At 58.0% G+C, this 13,813-nt stretch carries 15 protein-coding genes; 6 read left to right on the forward strand and 9 right to left on the reverse strand.

Annotation, left to right across the window (positions count from 1 at the left end; all coding sequences use genetic code 11):
- Positions 1-48 precede the first annotated feature (48 nt).
- Together BLT75_RS20835 and BLT75_RS20840 are read right to left on the reverse strand one after the other, a co-directional pair.
- Entirely contained in the window at positions 49-750 is a 702-nt protein-coding gene (locus BLT75_RS20835) for an NUDIX hydrolase (protein ID WP_093036673.1), read from the reverse strand.
- A gap of 22 nt (positions 751-772) precedes the next feature.
- Positions 773-1,165 carry a DUF983 domain-containing protein gene (locus BLT75_RS20840; RefSeq protein WP_093036676.1) on the reverse strand — a complete coding sequence of 131 codons (393 nt, stop codon included), beginning with the start codon at positions 1,163-1,165 and terminating at the stop codon, positions 773-775.
- Positions 1,166-1,384: 219 nt separating this feature from the next.
- On the opposite strand from BLT75_RS20840, the gene BLT75_RS20845 reads away from it, so the two are divergent.
- A complete protein-coding gene (locus BLT75_RS20845; RefSeq protein WP_093036679.1) occupies positions 1,385-1,855 on the forward strand; it encodes an EF-hand domain-containing protein in 471 nt (156 codons plus the stop codon).
- Between the two features lie 516 nt (positions 1,856-2,371).
- On the opposite strand, the gene BLT75_RS20850 is transcribed toward BLT75_RS20845, so the two are convergent.
- Positions 2,372-3,076 carry an IS6 family transposase gene (locus BLT75_RS20850; protein WP_093036682.1) on the reverse strand — a complete coding sequence of 235 codons (705 nt, stop codon included), beginning with the start codon at positions 3,074-3,076 and terminating at the stop codon, positions 2,372-2,374.
- A 79-nt stretch (positions 3,077-3,155) separates the two neighbouring features.
- Positions 3,156-3,410: a hypothetical protein gene (locus tag BLT75_RS20855; RefSeq protein ID WP_093036685.1), complete on the reverse strand. Its 255-nt coding sequence runs from the start codon at positions 3,408-3,410 to the stop codon at positions 3,156-3,158.
- Positions 3,411-3,852: 442 nt separating this feature from the next.
- Between BLT75_RS20855 and BLT75_RS20860 the strand changes: the two genes are divergently transcribed.
- Entirely contained in the window at positions 3,853-4,077 is a 225-nt protein-coding gene (locus tag BLT75_RS20860; RefSeq protein WP_093036757.1) for a hypothetical protein, read from the forward strand.
- A 45-nt stretch (positions 4,078-4,122) separates the two neighbouring features.
- Here the strand turns inward: BLT75_RS20860 and BLT75_RS20865 are convergent, their stop codons facing one another.
- Complete coding sequence (locus tag BLT75_RS20865) at positions 4,123-4,422, reverse strand: hypothetical protein (protein ID WP_093036688.1); 300 nt, start codon at positions 4,420-4,422, stop codon at positions 4,123-4,125.
- A gap of 840 nt (positions 4,423-5,262) precedes the next feature.
- On the opposite strand from BLT75_RS20865, the gene BLT75_RS20870 reads away from it, so the two are divergent.
- Both BLT75_RS20870 and BLT75_RS20875 read left to right on the forward strand, forming a co-directional pair.
- Positions 5,263-5,610, forward strand: coding sequence for a hypothetical protein (locus BLT75_RS20870; RefSeq protein WP_093036691.1), 348 nt, complete (start codon positions 5,263-5,265; stop codon positions 5,608-5,610).
- The gene (locus BLT75_RS20875; RefSeq protein ID WP_093036694.1) at positions 5,607-7,247 is read left to right on the forward strand and encodes a relaxase/mobilization nuclease domain-containing protein; all 1,641 of its coding nucleotides are present in this window, start codon (positions 5,607-5,609) and stop codon (positions 7,245-7,247) included. The genes BLT75_RS20870 and BLT75_RS20875 overlap by 4 nt, the downstream gene beginning before the upstream one ends.
- Positions 7,248-7,297: 50 nt before the next feature.
- Here BLT75_RS20875 and BLT75_RS20880 read toward each other — a convergent pair whose 3' ends face one another.
- Positions 7,298-7,723, reverse strand: coding sequence for a hypothetical protein (locus BLT75_RS20880; protein ID WP_143028615.1), 426 nt, complete (start codon positions 7,721-7,723; stop codon positions 7,298-7,300).
- A 276-nt stretch (positions 7,724-7,999) separates the two neighbouring features.
- Here BLT75_RS20880 and BLT75_RS20885 point away from each other — a divergent pair, with 276 nt between their 5' ends.
- Positions 8,000-8,329 (forward strand): hypothetical protein, encoded by a 330-nt coding sequence (locus tag BLT75_RS20885; RefSeq protein ID WP_093036700.1) that lies wholly within the window; start codon positions 8,000-8,002, stop codon positions 8,327-8,329.
- A gap of 32 nt (positions 8,330-8,361) precedes the next feature.
- Here the strand turns inward: BLT75_RS20885 and BLT75_RS20890 are convergent, their stop codons facing one another.
- The 3 genes from BLT75_RS20890 to BLT75_RS20900 form a co-directional block, all read right to left on the reverse strand.
- On the reverse strand, positions 8,362-8,964 hold the full coding sequence (locus BLT75_RS20890) for an HD domain-containing protein (protein ID WP_093036703.1): 603 nt from the start codon (positions 8,962-8,964) through the stop codon (positions 8,362-8,364).
- A 33-nt stretch (positions 8,965-8,997) separates the two neighbouring features.
- Positions 8,998-9,252 (reverse strand): hypothetical protein, encoded by a 255-nt coding sequence (locus BLT75_RS20895; RefSeq protein WP_093036706.1) that lies wholly within the window; start codon positions 9,250-9,252, stop codon positions 8,998-9,000.
- A 147-nt stretch (positions 9,253-9,399) separates the two neighbouring features.
- Complete coding sequence (locus BLT75_RS20900) at positions 9,400-10,218, reverse strand: DUF429 domain-containing protein (RefSeq protein WP_093036709.1); 819 nt, start codon at positions 10,216-10,218, stop codon at positions 9,400-9,402.
- A 658-nt stretch (positions 10,219-10,876) separates the two neighbouring features.
- Here BLT75_RS20900 and BLT75_RS20910 point away from each other — a divergent pair.
- Positions 10,877-13,810: a helicase-related protein gene (locus tag BLT75_RS20910; RefSeq protein WP_093036716.1), complete on the forward strand. Its 2,934-nt coding sequence runs from the start codon at positions 10,877-10,879 to the stop codon at positions 13,808-13,810.
- The last annotated feature ends 3 nt before the right edge of the window (positions 13,811-13,813 follow it).

The following is a 13,813-nucleotide window of genomic DNA, read 5'->3' on the forward strand; positions in this document are numbered from 1 at the left end:
GTCGGCAAGCTTTCAATTCAAATCTCGCGGCGCTCGGCCCCGCCGGTGTCATCCGGTTTCGGGCATCGGGTAACCGCGCAGGCGCAGGAACAGGCTGGCCTCTTCATTGTTGTGGAAGTAGGGCACCGTTTCCGGCGGGGTCGGATCGGCCACCCGGCCCGCGACCTCGGCCAGAACGACCTCGGTGATGAAAGGCAAGTCGAACTTGCGCGCGTCTTTCAGGGGAATCCACTGAAGATGCGACAGCTCGTCCGAGGCATGGGTGAAATCGTCCAGATCGCCCTTGATCGCCGTGGCGTCGACCAGAAAGAAACGGGCATCAAAGCGGCGAGGGCGCCCCGGTGGGGTGAGTGCCCGAAACACGAATTGCAAGGCATCGGCGGTTGGCAGATGGCCGGTGGCGGCGAAGGTTTGCCAATCGTCGGGAACCGCCCCGGTCCAGTGGCCCGGCGTACCCAGGATCAGTCCGGTCTCTTCCCACAACTCGCGAACGGCGGCAACTGCCAACGCGTGACCCAGACCCGCGGGGGCCTTTTCCGTCAGGCGGTCGGCGCAGACCCGCGGCAGCGGTGCGGCCAGTTGCACTTGCGCATCCGCAACATCGACGGCCCCGCCGGGAAATACGAACTTGTTGGGCATGAACGCTGCCGTGGCGCCGCGCTGGCCCATCAGGATTGCCGGGTTGTCCGCCCGATCGCGCAGCACGATCACGGTTGCCGCGTTGCGGATCGTCGTTTTGTCTTGCTCCATCAATCCTCCCGTCGGGCGGCCTTCAGCGCGAATTGCCGAACCCATGCATCCGTCGTGCCCACTGATAGGCAACGACGCTGCCTTTCAACCGGGGCAAAAGGTAAAGCGACAGCGCGAGGCAGCCAAGGGCAAAGATGCCGAACAGGGTCAATGGGCTTGGTCTCCAGGTTTCGAACACCATAAGCAGCAGGGGTGCCATCAGGTGCCCCACGAAGAGGATCGTCAGATATGCCGGCCCATCGTCGGCCTGATGATGAACATATTCCTCGCCGCATTTTCCGCAGCTGTCATTTACCTTCAGATAGGAATGAAGGAGCTTTCCTTCGCCACAATTGGGGCAACGCCCGCGGAAGCCGGCAAAGACTGCGGGCCATGTCGGTCGGTCGGTGCCGGTGCAGGCGATCTGATCTGTCATGTTTTGCTCGTCCAGGTGATTTCCCGAAATCTGATCGTCTATAGCCGCGAATGAAAGGGTATGGAACCGCCTTGCGTCCGGATGTCGCAAAATAGGCGGGCGATACTCACGTTTTCAGGCCTCCGGAAAAGAAAGAAAAAAGCGACGGAAAGCCGCGTCTCCTGCGTTTGAAAAAAGTGAACAGCGGCAGGGTGTCGCCACGGAGAAAGGAAGGCCAAAATGAAAAACGCAGGACTGATCGCGGGAATTGTCCTGGCATCCGTCGTCTTGACCTCCTCTTCGGTTCTGGCCATGGGGCCGGGCGATGGTCCGCGCTTTAGCTTTACCGAGCTTGATGCGGACGGCGACGGCAAGATCGCGCAGGAAGAAATGCTGGGCCATCGCGCCGAGCGGCTTGCCCGCGCGGATACCGATGGGGATGGTGCCCTCAGCCGTTCGGAGTTGGAGGCCGAGGCACAGGCGCGCGCCAGCGCGCGTGTGGCCCACATGCTTGAACGGCTTGACAGCGACAAGGACGGCCAGTTTCGTCAGAACGAAATGCCTGAACCACAATGTCATGGCGCAGGGTTCGTTGGGCGACAGGACAGCGATGGCGACGGAGCGATCTCGGAACAGGAGTTTGCCCAGATGCAGGAGCGGATGAAGGCGCGCCACGGCCGCCACGGCTTTGGCGACAAGATGAAACACTGACCCGGAAGGGGGACATGACCTCTATTGGCACAGTTGCCCGCGGCGGTGGCGCGGCTGCGGACTCAGACGCAGAAGACGCACTGCTGCGGCTTTACGCCAATGGCGATGCCGAAGCCGCCCGTGGGTGCTGTCAAAGCAAACCGACTTGAGGCGGGCAGGGCCTGATCCCCCCTTCAATCGTTCGAGCCTCGGGCCGGTCTCTGCGCCAGAGATCGGCCCGGTTGCATTCACGCATGTCGCCGCAAGAGCGGCGCGGCGCCCCCGATGCGTTTTTCCCTGTAAATCGCGGCCCGAAACGAAAAACCGCACCGCCGAAATGGCCCGCAGAGACTGTGCCCGAAATCCCGCCCTCCCGCGCCGCTACAATGCGTCTCTGCGCACCAAAACAGCGCGCAACCGCCCGGAATAGCGGGCAGAAAGGGCATCTACTTTGTTATAGGGGGAATACCCGAAGGTGGCTGGCGGTGCTGCCAGACGAATTCTAACTAGTCTCGGCAAGGACAGGATGGCTGTCCTTTATTCAGCGCAGAGACCGCGCCACTCGGCTAGAGCAGCGGCTCGGTTCAACTTGAAATCCTGTCGGCTGGTGAGGCTGCGTTCCGAATTGAAATGGTTGAAGACCGAGGCGTGGACGGAGGCAAATTTTTGAAGACTTCGCATCCGCCGAAAACGGAGCATCGCCCGCTCCCGTCGTCGAAATGGTAGGTGTGAATTCTCAGCGCGGTTGTTCAACCAGCGCCCTGTTTCCCGGCGATGAGCGGCGCCAATTTCGCGCAACGCGGCGCCGTAGGACCGGAGCCTATCCGTCACGATCACTTCGGGGCGGCCGTGCTTGCGCATTGCTTTCTTGAGGAACTTAAGCGCAGCCCTCTTGTCGCGGGTCTTCGTCACGAAGCTCTCGAGGACCTCTCCCTCGTGATCAACGGCTCGCCAGAGGTAGTATCGCTCGCCGTTGATCTTCACGAACATCTCGTCGAGATGCCATCGCCATTGGCTCGACCGCATACCCTCGATCCGACGTTTCCGGATCTCGGCTGCGAACATCGGGCCGAAGCGATGCCACCAGAACCGGACCGCCTCGTGGCTGACGTCGATCCCACGTTCGTGCAGCAGGTCTTCGACATTCCGAAGCGACAGCGGGAAGCGGACATACATCATCACGGCAAGACGGATAATCTCGCGCGACGTCTTGAAGTACTTGAATGGGCACGGTCGGGTCATTGGAAGACGCTACAGAGGCCCCTGCCACGCCTCAAGCCGGGTTTGTCTGACAAGACCCGTGGATGAGATCGCTCATGGCTCAGTCCCACAAGGTTCTTAGGTTGATCGGGGCGCCGGTCAGCCGCGCGACGATCTCGGGTGTCTCGCGCACGGGGATGAGGGAAACGCTGCCGTCCTGGCAAGGTAAGACAAGGGCGACGCCGCTGCCTTCGCTGCGAAGGCAGTACTCCATGACTTCGCCTCGTCGAACGCGCATCGGCTCATGGCCGATAAGGTTTCCGCGCTCGTCATAGGCGCAGCGATTGAAGATGACAGTGTCCGGAAGGCTGGTCATGGCTTTACTCCATCAGAATGTGATGGAGCGACTATCGCTCAGGTGCGGAAAACGGTGCCTCGGTCTAACCTCAGTGCTGTCCGTTTTCTGAGCTCGTCAGCCGATCGGCACTGCGCTTCGGCCTGCGCTCTTGAGTTTTTTGCGAACGTGAGACGGACGGCGTTCTATTCCGCCGTTTCCAGTTCCGGGTCTGTTCGTTGGGAGCTCATGCTTTCCGGCACGTTTGCCGGGGCGCTCTGCGACGCAATTCCAGCCATACCCAAAGCTGCCGCCTAGCAAACCGCAGGCCATACCCTGACGGCGTGTCAATGGCACTGCCCGCACCATCCGTCTTCGCCAAGGCTCCGCCGGACCGTGTTGGCCATGACACGTGACCTTCGCTCTGCTCATCGGCGGGCAAGGCTGGAATGGTCCAGACCGACACAAACGAAAGGAAAGAAAGATGAGCACGCAAACCGAAAATACGACCCAAGACAACGGCGAAACCAAGAACCTGCCGACCCACGTTGCGAAGACCCGCATCGGCTACGGCAAGAAGGCTAGCTACGAGCGGATCGGGGTCGCTTGGGAAAACGATGACGGCTCGTTCTACATCAAGCTCTACGGCACCCAGGTTGTCAGCAACTTCACCCTGTACGCCATCAACACCGCGGAGGCGGGGGCCTAGAGCCTCCCGCCTTCGGGCGCTGAGCGGGAAAATCCCGCCCGGCGCCTATTCGTCGTGTTCGGGATCGTCCTCATCTTCAGGGACGAAGGGCGTCCCGAACGCGAACGCTTCCCATTCTTCATCCATATACGAGAGCCTGTTCGGGCGCCCTTGCAGCGCGACTGTGATCAGGCAGTCGATGGCCTCCCAGTCATCGCGGATCGCATCGTGTTCGGCTCTGTCTGCCCGCCACCGAATGTACTCATCGACTTCGAGTTGATCGAACGCATCATGCTCGATGCAGTTCTGGATAAGCGCGGCTGCCCGCTCCAGGCGATACAAAGCGACTTCTGTTTCATAGTCCATGGGAACCGTCCTTCTCAGCTGGTTGATCTGATGGACGGGTTATGACGGGGCCGGAGAAACGCCTGCCTCGGTGACGCCTCAGTATTGATCCGGGAGAGGCGTTCCGAGCGTTTTTGTGATGCAATGCAGCATGGCTGAAGCTGGCTCTGAGCCTGCGTTTGTGCTACCAAATTAAGTGAAAATTAACCTTTTCGCAGTGTTTTCCCGATATCCTGAAATTAGGGTGAAAGCTCATAAGAGTGAGTACAAGGTGTGCGTGGTACTACCACGCGCACCTTGCGGGGGGATTTCCCATCCCCCGCGGACCCCCCAGGGCAGCCCTAAGCAAAATCTGCGCTCTGGCACGGATTTTCCTAAGGGCTGTGTCAGCCGTCTCACCCATCGAGGATGAGATCGGCTGAGGGCAATGATTGGCACCATTGCCGTTTCGCCCGGGTCTGTGACCGGCGACCAGGGAGACTGGCTCTCCCTTGGAACCCATCGCTCTAGGGGATTTTGCTCCCCTAGATACCCTCAACCAACCGTGCGCCGGTTGGATGCCGTAAGGGCCTTATGCAGCCCTTAACCCCGCACCAAAGGGAGATTTCGCTCTCCCCTTGGAACCCCCTCATGCCGTAGCGCGAATAGCGCGTGGCATGGACGATGCGCGAAATGCGCATCCTTAACGACCCCACCTTCGCAGATAAGCTGCGGTGGGCGGAGCAAAGAGCCTTCGTGCCCTTTGGAAACCTGACCAGCGTACGAGCGCTGAACCCCGGCAGGAGGGAAACCCTGCGCCCCTGCGTGTGATGTGAGGTCGGCCCGAGGCAGGGCCGGTAACCACTCATCTACGTAGGAGACATGAGCAAGACGACCGGCAACAAGCGTAAACCGCCCCATTCCTGGAGGCCCCCGGCAGATCGCTGGGATGAGGCCCCGGAGGCCGCGCGTGAGCTGGGCATATCGCTCAACGCCTACATGACAATGCGCATTCTTGGAGGCGGTCCGCCGCGGGTTCGCGGCTCTGCCATCGATCGCGCATTGCTGGCCAAGCTGATCGCGGAATGCGCTGCGATGCGGGACGGGCTGGATCGCATTGTCGAGGTGGCCGGTCAGGATCAGGATGTCTCCCGTGCGGTGGAAGGCGCGGCCCGGCATATCGAACAAGTTGCCGCGACGGCGTTGCTGGCGACGGGGCGGAAGCCATGATTCCGTTCGCGACATCCCGCGGGCTGGGGCAGGACCTCGCCACCCATTTGCAGAACGCTCAAGAAAACGAGCGTGTCGAGGTTGCCCAAATCCGCGGTGCGGCCTGCCGTGATCTCCATGGCGCCTTTGCCGAGTGGGAGTTTCAGGCGGATGCGCTCACACGCTGCCAGAAATATCTCTACAGCCTGTCCGTCAATCCCGATCCGGCGCAGGGGCGGCTGACCCGAGAACAATATCTCGATTATATCGACCGGGCCGAAGAGCAACTCGGATTGGCCGGGCAGCCGCGTGCCGTCGTCTTTCACATCAAACATGGACGTGAGCATTGCCATGTCGTCTGGTCCCGCATCGATGCGCAGCAGGGCAAGGCGGTGCATCTCGCCTATGACAAGCAAAAGCTGATGATGGTCACCCGTGAATTTGCGCGGGAGCACGGGCTGTCCTTGCCCAAAGGCTATGAGCGCGGGACAGAGTCCGGACGCCAAGCCACCCTCTATGAAATGCACCAGCAGCGCGAGACCGGGATCAGCAAGCAGGACCGGATCGATCAGATCACGGCGGCTTGGCGCACAGCGGATAGTCCGAAGGCCTTTGTCGGAGCTCTCGCCGATCAAGGGTACATCCTGGCGACAGGGAACCGGCCTTATCTGGTCGTTGATCTCTACGGTCATGTCAGCGCGCTTCCCCGGATGATCGGGGACAAGCAGGTGCGCGCGAAAGACGTGCAGGCCTTCCTGCAGGACGCCTATCCGGTGGATGCCTTACCCTCGGTTGACGAGGCCAAGGAGCTCGCGGCAAAGCACCGCGCGGCGCTCAAAGAGCATGAAAAGGTGGAAGATCGAGCGGCGCAGATATCAGCGCTTGAACAGCGGCAAGCCGAACGCCGGGCTGAATTCGAGAAACAAAAAGCGGTGCTGCGCGAAAAGCAGGACAAGGAAAGATCCGCGCTCGTTTTAAAGCAGCAGGCGGTGCAGGCGCAGCGCCGGGCGGAATACGTGATGGAAGGCAGACGCATCCGGGAGCGGCGGCGCCGAGGCCGGGCGACAGGGCTCGCGGCCTTCCTCGGGCGCGTCACCGGTGTCAGTGCGGCGATCAAGCTGCTGCATAAGCGGCAGGATACAAAGCGCTATCAGGCGTATCGGACGGGTAAGGACGCGTTGATCGATCTTCAGCGTGAAGAACGTGTGCTGCTGGAAAGAAAGCTCCAGGCGCAAGCGATGGGAATAAGCCGAAAGCTGCGCGGGCTCGATAAGGTCGAGAAGCGCGAGCTTGCCTCGCTGGAAACGTCCCTTGTCCGGCAAGGGCGTGAACAGGCGCGTGGCGGTCGAACTGAAATGCCATCTCTGCGGATGGGTGAGCGTCCGGGCGAAAACCTGACGCTTGAAAAGCGGGAGCAGGAGCGTTCGCGCTGGGCGGAGAATGCCAAGGACATCACGGCGGCGCCGGAGAAGACGGGGCCTATCGATCTCACAGAAGAGTTTGATCGGGCCGCCGGTGTGGAGGCCGCGCGCGATGATGAGGGGCGCGGGCAAGCGGGTGATGGGCGCAGGCCGCGGACGGAGGAGAAGGCCGAAGAGCAGATCAAGCGGTATCGGCGGAAGCGCAGCCGGGATCGCGGCAAGGATCGCGGGCGGTAGGTCTGTTGGTATGGGCACCCCCGGCGAAAGCCGGGCCGGGCTCTATCGTTCTATAGATCAGGTACTGAGAATATGACTGACGTTGTGAAGCTTTCGTAATCCACCTCAATTTTACAGAGCGCTTCGAGGCGCATGCCCCCTTGCATATCAAGATTCGAGTTAAGTCGGTTCAGTTCCTCCCACTCTTCTTCCGTCGGCGGCTTGCAAAATGCCCAAGCGCCTTCGAACCACGGCGGAAGGTCTTCTACGGGCGAAGCTACATATTTACGGCGGGTTGCGAACTCATTAAACCGTTGGTCTTCAATGTCGATCATTATGGCGCGCACGCCATTCTTGAAGGCCAAGGCGAATGCTCCGGGCGGTAGGTTCGGGGGAAGCTTGTGGCGATCCGATGAAAAATAAAGAAACACATAAAAGCCCGACAATAGGGCAACCACAGCAACAAATGACCATTTTAAAAAATTTGAAAAAGACATCCTAACACCTTACCGAAAATACCCGGAAGAATAAATAATGAAGTCCCCGGATTAATATTTGTGCGCTGTGTTTTATCTGCGATCAATTACACTGGATGACCTTCGGGCAGGTATCGCGAAGGCTCCATCTTCAAGTGGTCATTGTCTTCTGCGCTTCTTTCTCACTCTTGTAAAAAAACTCTGGTTTCCTTGACTCATTCGCAGCGGTATCTGGTATAAAAGGCGAATAGAATTTTCTGATTTGAATTGGCCGGTAAATGTATTTTGGGGGAAGTTATGAGTGATGGGCAGAATTACAGAACACGCGTTGCCGAGAGGAGTGTGGGTGGACAGTCTTATAGTCTCGATGCATTCATCAATGACTCGGATTACCTCGTGTTCGAAGGCAACGATTCAGGTCCTCTCCTTGAAGGCTTTCCCGGAGACGATGAGATCAGCTATTCGATTTCGATAGGCTGGGAAGAAAAGAATAAATTGCTGATGAAGCTTATACAGCAAAGCCTATCGGAGTGCCATGATATCAGGAGCTGGCTCGCTATGAATGGTATCGAATATGAGTACCACAATACGCCAATTTTTGGGGTGCCATATAAAACGGATAACTAAGATGGATAGCGCTATCTGTCCGCTGCTATCCGTTAGCTGGCTTCAACCGCTTTTCGCATCCTCTCCACCGTTGCCCGGAAATCCGGGAGGAGCGGGTTTTCCGGCCAGGCTTCTGTGAAGGCGGCTGCGAGGCTCTCATAGTACCAGAGCGTGTCGTCCTTCGTCGGGTTGAACCGGTCCCAAATCGCGCTCCCGATCTTGTCATAGTCAAAAAGGATCGAGCGGGCGTTGTGGAGTTTATCCGCGCAAGACACCAGCTGGGTCTCGATCGGTTTGTGCCGGACATGCGCGATGTAGGTTTCCTTTCTCTCCCGCCAGGGGGCCTTTTCCTGGCCTTCCTCTTCAATGATCGCATCGGAGCAGTCCTCGACAATGTCGTGCACCGTATCGCCGAAGCGCTGCCTGATCTCTTCAAGATTGATCAGATGACCTTGGTCTTCGATCGCATCATGAAGAAGGGCACCGATCGCGATGTCCTCGATGTTGTCGAACTGGTGGTAGGCATAGGCCTCCATGACGATGCCCGCGACGGCCATCAAGTGGGCGATATACGGGATCGGCGTTTGTTTCCGGGTCTGCTGACGATGAAGCTCGGATGCTAAAATCAGGGCTTCATCAAATTTCTTGCCAAGCATGTCTTTCCTTTCTGTCGTCTTTCTTCAGGGGCGCTACTGAGCTTCTTGAAGCTCTTTTCCCGCTGTTCCTATCGCCATGAATACAATGGCGTAGGAGAGGGCCAACTGGCTGCTGGTATCAGCGCTGTTGTGCAGCTCTAAACCGCTGTCGATTTCTTCCAGCGCTTTCTTGGCGATCTGCCGTCTCTGCGGGTGTTTGGAGTGATTGTATAACCATTCCAGTGTTTGCCGGCCGGTTTCGGTGACAATCCTCATCCGCTCGAACTCGCACATCACCTCTTTCGTCATCAACCAACCCTTGTTTCACTCGCATAGTAACTCTTCCAGCATAGCGAGGGCGCCCCGAGCTTCGCCATGCTCGATCGGGCTGGTTGTCGATCCATCCACAGGAAACCGTCTCATTGGGCACCCCCGGCAGAGGCCGTGATCAGGTAGCTAGACGGTACCTCTCAGAATTGGATCAGCAATCCAGCCTTCGAGAGGATCGACCGTTGCTGGGGCGCCAAAGCCCTCATCGCGCTGTGTCCAGGCCCAGGCGGCCTGCGCGGCGCAGAGCAAGGCATCAAGGCTATCGGCACCCGGGTCATCGCAGAGTGAGGTGTCAGCTTCTATTGTGAAGCCGTACAGTTTCTGGCTTCGGCGCTTCAGTTCCTCAAGAACATCCAGGCGGGCATGCCGCTGATCATCGGTCTGCTTTTTCTTCGTGTCGTTCTTGTAGCTGCGCTTGCCGATAAGGTTCCGGGCCGCTACGCCGGGATAAGCTTCGACCACAATGCGCTGTGGGTCGCCCTGCATCAGGTGCGGGATGGTAACACCGGCTTCGATCAGCCGCGGGGCGCCCTCGAAAAACATCAGACCCACCGGAACGCCGTACAGCTTTTGCGGGCTGATTGAACTCGCAGCGATGTCTGTCGCGCGTCGGTGCTCTTTGTCTCCCGCGGGGCGATCTTTTCGGTACTCGTCCAGTTCGCGGCGGAAATCCTTGCGGTCGGCTTTCCCGACATGGTTCACGTACCCAGCCCAATCTTGCGGCCAGCCAATCGTCTCGATGAAGCGCCTTGCCTGGCCAAACGGGAAATCTATCCCGGCAATCCAGGGTCCTGGTGTTTTCAGAAATGTCTCCAGAAGGCTGAAATTCGCCCAGCGTTCAAGGTTTTCTGCCGTGAGTGTTCCGCTCTCAAAAGAGCAGTGGAGCGCCGTAATCGGCTTGCGGCGCGAAGGCCGACTTGTGAAATCAATTCCGATAATCTTCATGCGCTTGAGTGTGAGGCATCACAGGGCGAGTGGCAAATAGGCGGACAAGCTCGGCCTTAAAATGATGTGGATGGTCTCGGCCATCAACACGGTGATCGTGTGTTTTTGGCATCCCCGGCACGAGCCGGGCCGGGCTCTATCGCCGGTGGCGACCGAACCCAGACGCGGAAGGTGGAGTGGTCTGGTTTCGGCCCAGTCGGGTGACGATCCCTGGTGCGAAGGGGGACTGCAGGGCGCCAGCAGCGGTATACCAAGGCCAACGGGCTGGGCGGCGGACAAGAAGGCATCCGGAATCACCGCCGAAGCAAGCGCTGGTCGTCCTTTGCCCCCATCGCCTCGGCACGGGGTGAAGGCGATGGATGGCTCCGGACGAAGCAAGCTTACGGGTGCGTAAGGTCTAAGCCCTTAGAAATTTGAGAAAAGCCTACCCAAATGTGTATCCATTGGCTACACTGCGAAGCTATGAAAGACGTCGGCCTGCGCATACGGGTTCAGCGTGACCTACGGGAAGAATTCTTGGCGGCCTGCCGCGAGGAAGACAAGCCTGCGGCACAAGTTCTTCGCGAATTTATGCGAAGCTATGTCCAAAGAAGCAAAGCCAGCGCCAAGGATAAGCTTGACGTCGCCGGACCGATATTAGGGAGAAAGTAGATTTTCGATGGCCGCCCTCGAACAAAGCATAGTCCCTGGAGCACGTATCGAACTTAGAGATGCCGAGTGGCTCGTACGACGCACAGAACAAAGTCCCCGTTCGGGTAAGCTGATCTACGCAGTTGGTCTATCCGGTATTGTGCGGGACAAAGAGGCCGTCTTCATAGATAGCCTGGAAAAGCGAATTGAAGTGGTTGATCCAGCGCGCACCGAGCTAGTGCCCGATCAATCTCCATACTTTAGAGACACACTGCTTTATCTCGAAGGGCAGCTTCAGCGGTCCATGCCTGTTTCAGACAAACCGGTCATCGCAGACAAGGCCGCGATCGATCAGCTGCCTTTCCAGCTAAGACCTGCGGAAATGGCACTTGGCGCTCCGAGAGTCCGCATGCTCATCGCCGATGATGTCGGGCTCGGCAAGACCTTGGAGGCAGGTATCCTAGCAGCGGAACTTGTGCGCAGGGGCCGCGCCAAACGCATTCTAGTTGTTGCCACGAAAAGCATGCTAACCCAGTTCCAGAAGGAATTCTGGACACGCTTCAGTATCCCCCTGACCAGGCTGGATAGTATTGGCATTCAGCGTGTCAGAAACAAAATACCAACCAATCACAACCCATTTCACTATTTCGACCGCGCCATAGTGTCGGTCGATACGCTCAAAAATGACCTGCAATACAGAACGGCCATTGAGGACGCCTGGTGGGACCTGATCATCATCGATGAGGCTCATAACGTCGCCGAAAGACGTAATTCAGGTGGTGGTCAAAGTCAGCGGAGCAAGCTGGCAGAGCGCCTTGCAAGTCGGTCCGATGCGCTCGTTTTGCTCTCGGCGACGCCGCATGACGGAAGTCGCCGCAGCTTTGCAAGCCTGATGAGGATGCTCGATCCAACCTCGATCGCGGACCCTGACAACTATGGCCCCGAAGATATCAAGGGTCTTTTCATTCGGCGTTTTCGCACAAGTGAGGAAGTTAAACGCGATCTAGGCTCGAAGATTCCGAAGCGGAAATCAGAAAGGGTTCTCGTCCCGTCCTCCGCTGCCGAGGAATCCGCCTTTGATGAGTTGGCGTCTCTGCGTTTGCACGCTGATCAGGGAGTTAAAAAGGCGTCCCGGCTATTCAAGACAACGCTCGAAAAGGCCTTGTTTTCAAGCCCCTTCGCCTGTGCAGAGACCCTAGAAAAGCGCATCGCGAAGCTCGCTGATGTCGTCGATGAAGATGAGAAATCTGACCTTGCCGCTTTGACAGCACTTCATGATGCCGTGAAAGCTATCGATAAGAGCAGCTTTTCCAAATACTCGAAGCTTCTGGAGTTGCTTAGTGAGACAGGATGGTCAGGGAAAAAGAAGAACGACCGCCTTGTGATTTTTACTGAACGCATCGCAACTCTGAAGTGGCTTGCCGAGAACCTCAGGGCCGATCTCGGCTTGCAGGATGCTGCGGTCGCAGAGCTTCATGGCGGCGGCGGCATGAGCGACATCGAGGTCCAAAAGATAGTTGATGACTTTGGACAAGAGAGCTCGCCGATCCGTATCCTCATCGCTTCGGACATGGCATCCGAGGGCATCAACCTTCACCACCAATGTCACCGCCTGGTCCATTTCGATATTCCTTGGTCACTGATGACTTTTCAGCAGCGAAACGGCCGGATCGACCGATACGGCCAGGAGCGCCAACCACTGATGTGGTATTTGATGACCGAGAGCAGCAATGCGCAAATCCGCGGTGATCAGCGCATTCTTGAAGTGTTGATGGACAAGGACGACAAAGCTCAGGAGAGCATCGGCGATCCCTCAGCATTTCTTGGCACGAACGATGAGGAAGAGCAGGAAGAACGCGTCGCGCAAGCAATGACAAGCGATCAGAGCGCGGAAGATTTTTCGCGGGAGCTCGACGCGAACGCGGAGCACACCAATCCAACAGAGCTGGGCGACCTTGAAGCTCTACTCCAGGCGGCGTTCGAGACCCCTGATGCGGGACCGCCAGTTTCAGAGTCTCCATCCAAGCCGGTCATCGTCCCGCGCATCTTTCCTACCGTCTTCGAATTCTCCAAGGCAGCTTTGTCGCGACTGCAGGAGCGACAGGTGCGGCTAGAGTTCGAAGTTGACGATGATGCACGCATCATTCAGCTCGAAACCCCGGAAGACCTTCGTGAAAGGGGCGATTTCGGTGTCGGTAGCAAACGGTCAATCGACACGCGCTGGATGCCCAGAGAGGCTGTACCCGCTGACGGCGTCATACGTCTGACAGACGATCCGAAGCTGATTAATGAACAAATCCGCCAATCCCGTTCCAACGATGAGAGCTCTTGGCCCGCAGCACAATATTTGTGGGAAGTGCATCCCCTTATTGACTGGCTGGGCGACAAAGCTGCGAGCCTATTCAAGAGGCGTGAAGCGCCGGTAATGCGTGTCGAAGGAGCCCTCGCGTCCGATGAGGTCGTGTTCCTTTTGAACGGTGTTGTGCCGAACAAGAAGGGCCACGCCGTTATCGATGAGTGGGTCGGCGTGCGATTCAAAGGCGACCAATTCCTGGCGGTGGCCCCGTTTCACGAGCTACTTCCGGAGCTTGATCTCGCGAGCAGGCGGGCAAACCCGGGCACCCTGGAGACCGCAGAGCTCACACCACTGGTCGGCACTGCTGTGGAGCGCGCCCGCGACCACGTACGAAACGTCCGAAACAAGACACAGAAGCGGATCGATGACGAGCTTCAGGATCAGCTACTGCGTTTAGAGAAGCTGAAAGACCGGCACCAAGAGCAGCTGAGATTCAAGTTTGACTTGGACAAAGGTATTCGCTCCGCTCAGGAGGCGAAGCTTGAGCAGGCGATGGCCAAGAGCGAAAAGCTTTTCAATGACTACTGGGAATGGATTAGCGAAACCCGGCAAACAGCCGATGACCCCAATCCTTACGTGCGCATCGTTGCGGTCTTTAGGGGGTAAGCC

It is taken from the genome of Ruegeria marina (assembly GCF_900101475.1).
GTDB classification, from domain to species: domain Bacteria; phylum Pseudomonadota; class Alphaproteobacteria; order Rhodobacterales; family Rhodobacteraceae; genus Ruegeria_B; species Ruegeria_B marina.

What these genes read in the sequence shown, in the direction of transcription:
- BLT75_RS20835 (WP_093036673.1), bottom strand. Translation starts at nt 750, where the DNA reads ATGGAGCAAGACAAAACGACGATCCGCAACGCGGCAACCGTGATCGTG.
- BLT75_RS20840 (WP_093036676.1), bottom strand. Translation starts at nt 1,165, where the DNA reads ATGACAGATCAGATCGCCTGCACCGGCACCGACCGACCGACATGGCCC.
- BLT75_RS20845 (WP_093036679.1), top strand. Translation starts at nt 1,385, where the DNA reads ATGAAAAACGCAGGACTGATCGCGGGAATTGTCCTGGCATCCGTCGTC.
- BLT75_RS20850 (WP_093036682.1), bottom strand. Translation starts at nt 3,076, where the DNA reads ATGACCCGACCGTGCCCATTCAAGTACTTCAAGACGTCGCGCGAGATT.
- BLT75_RS20855 (WP_093036685.1), bottom strand. Translation starts at nt 3,410, where the DNA reads ATGACCAGCCTTCCGGACACTGTCATCTTCAATCGCTGCGCCTATGAC.
- BLT75_RS20860 (WP_093036757.1), top strand. Translation starts at nt 3,853, where the DNA reads ATGAGCACGCAAACCGAAAATACGACCCAAGACAACGGCGAAACCAAG.
- BLT75_RS20865 (WP_093036688.1), bottom strand. Translation starts at nt 4,422, where the DNA reads ATGGACTATGAAACAGAAGTCGCTTTGTATCGCCTGGAGCGGGCAGCC.
- BLT75_RS20870 (WP_093036691.1), top strand. Translation starts at nt 5,263, where the DNA reads ATGAGCAAGACGACCGGCAACAAGCGTAAACCGCCCCATTCCTGGAGG.
- BLT75_RS20875 (WP_093036694.1), top strand. Translation starts at nt 5,607, where the DNA reads ATGATTCCGTTCGCGACATCCCGCGGGCTGGGGCAGGACCTCGCCACC.
- BLT75_RS20880 (WP_143028615.1), bottom strand. Translation starts at nt 7,723, where the DNA reads ATGTCTTTTTCAAATTTTTTAAAATGGTCATTTGTTGCTGTGGTTGCC.
- BLT75_RS20885 (WP_093036700.1), top strand. Translation starts at nt 8,000, where the DNA reads ATGAGTGATGGGCAGAATTACAGAACACGCGTTGCCGAGAGGAGTGTG.
- BLT75_RS20890 (WP_093036703.1), bottom strand. Translation starts at nt 8,964, where the DNA reads ATGCTTGGCAAGAAATTTGATGAAGCCCTGATTTTAGCATCCGAGCTT.
- BLT75_RS20895 (WP_093036706.1), bottom strand. Translation starts at nt 9,252, where the DNA reads ATGACGAAAGAGGTGATGTGCGAGTTCGAGCGGATGAGGATTGTCACC.
- BLT75_RS20900 (WP_093036709.1), bottom strand. Translation starts at nt 10,218, where the DNA reads ATGAAGATTATCGGAATTGATTTCACAAGTCGGCCTTCGCGCCGCAAG.
- BLT75_RS20910 (WP_093036716.1), top strand. Translation starts at nt 10,877, where the DNA reads ATGGCCGCCCTCGAACAAAGCATAGTCCCTGGAGCACGTATCGAACTT.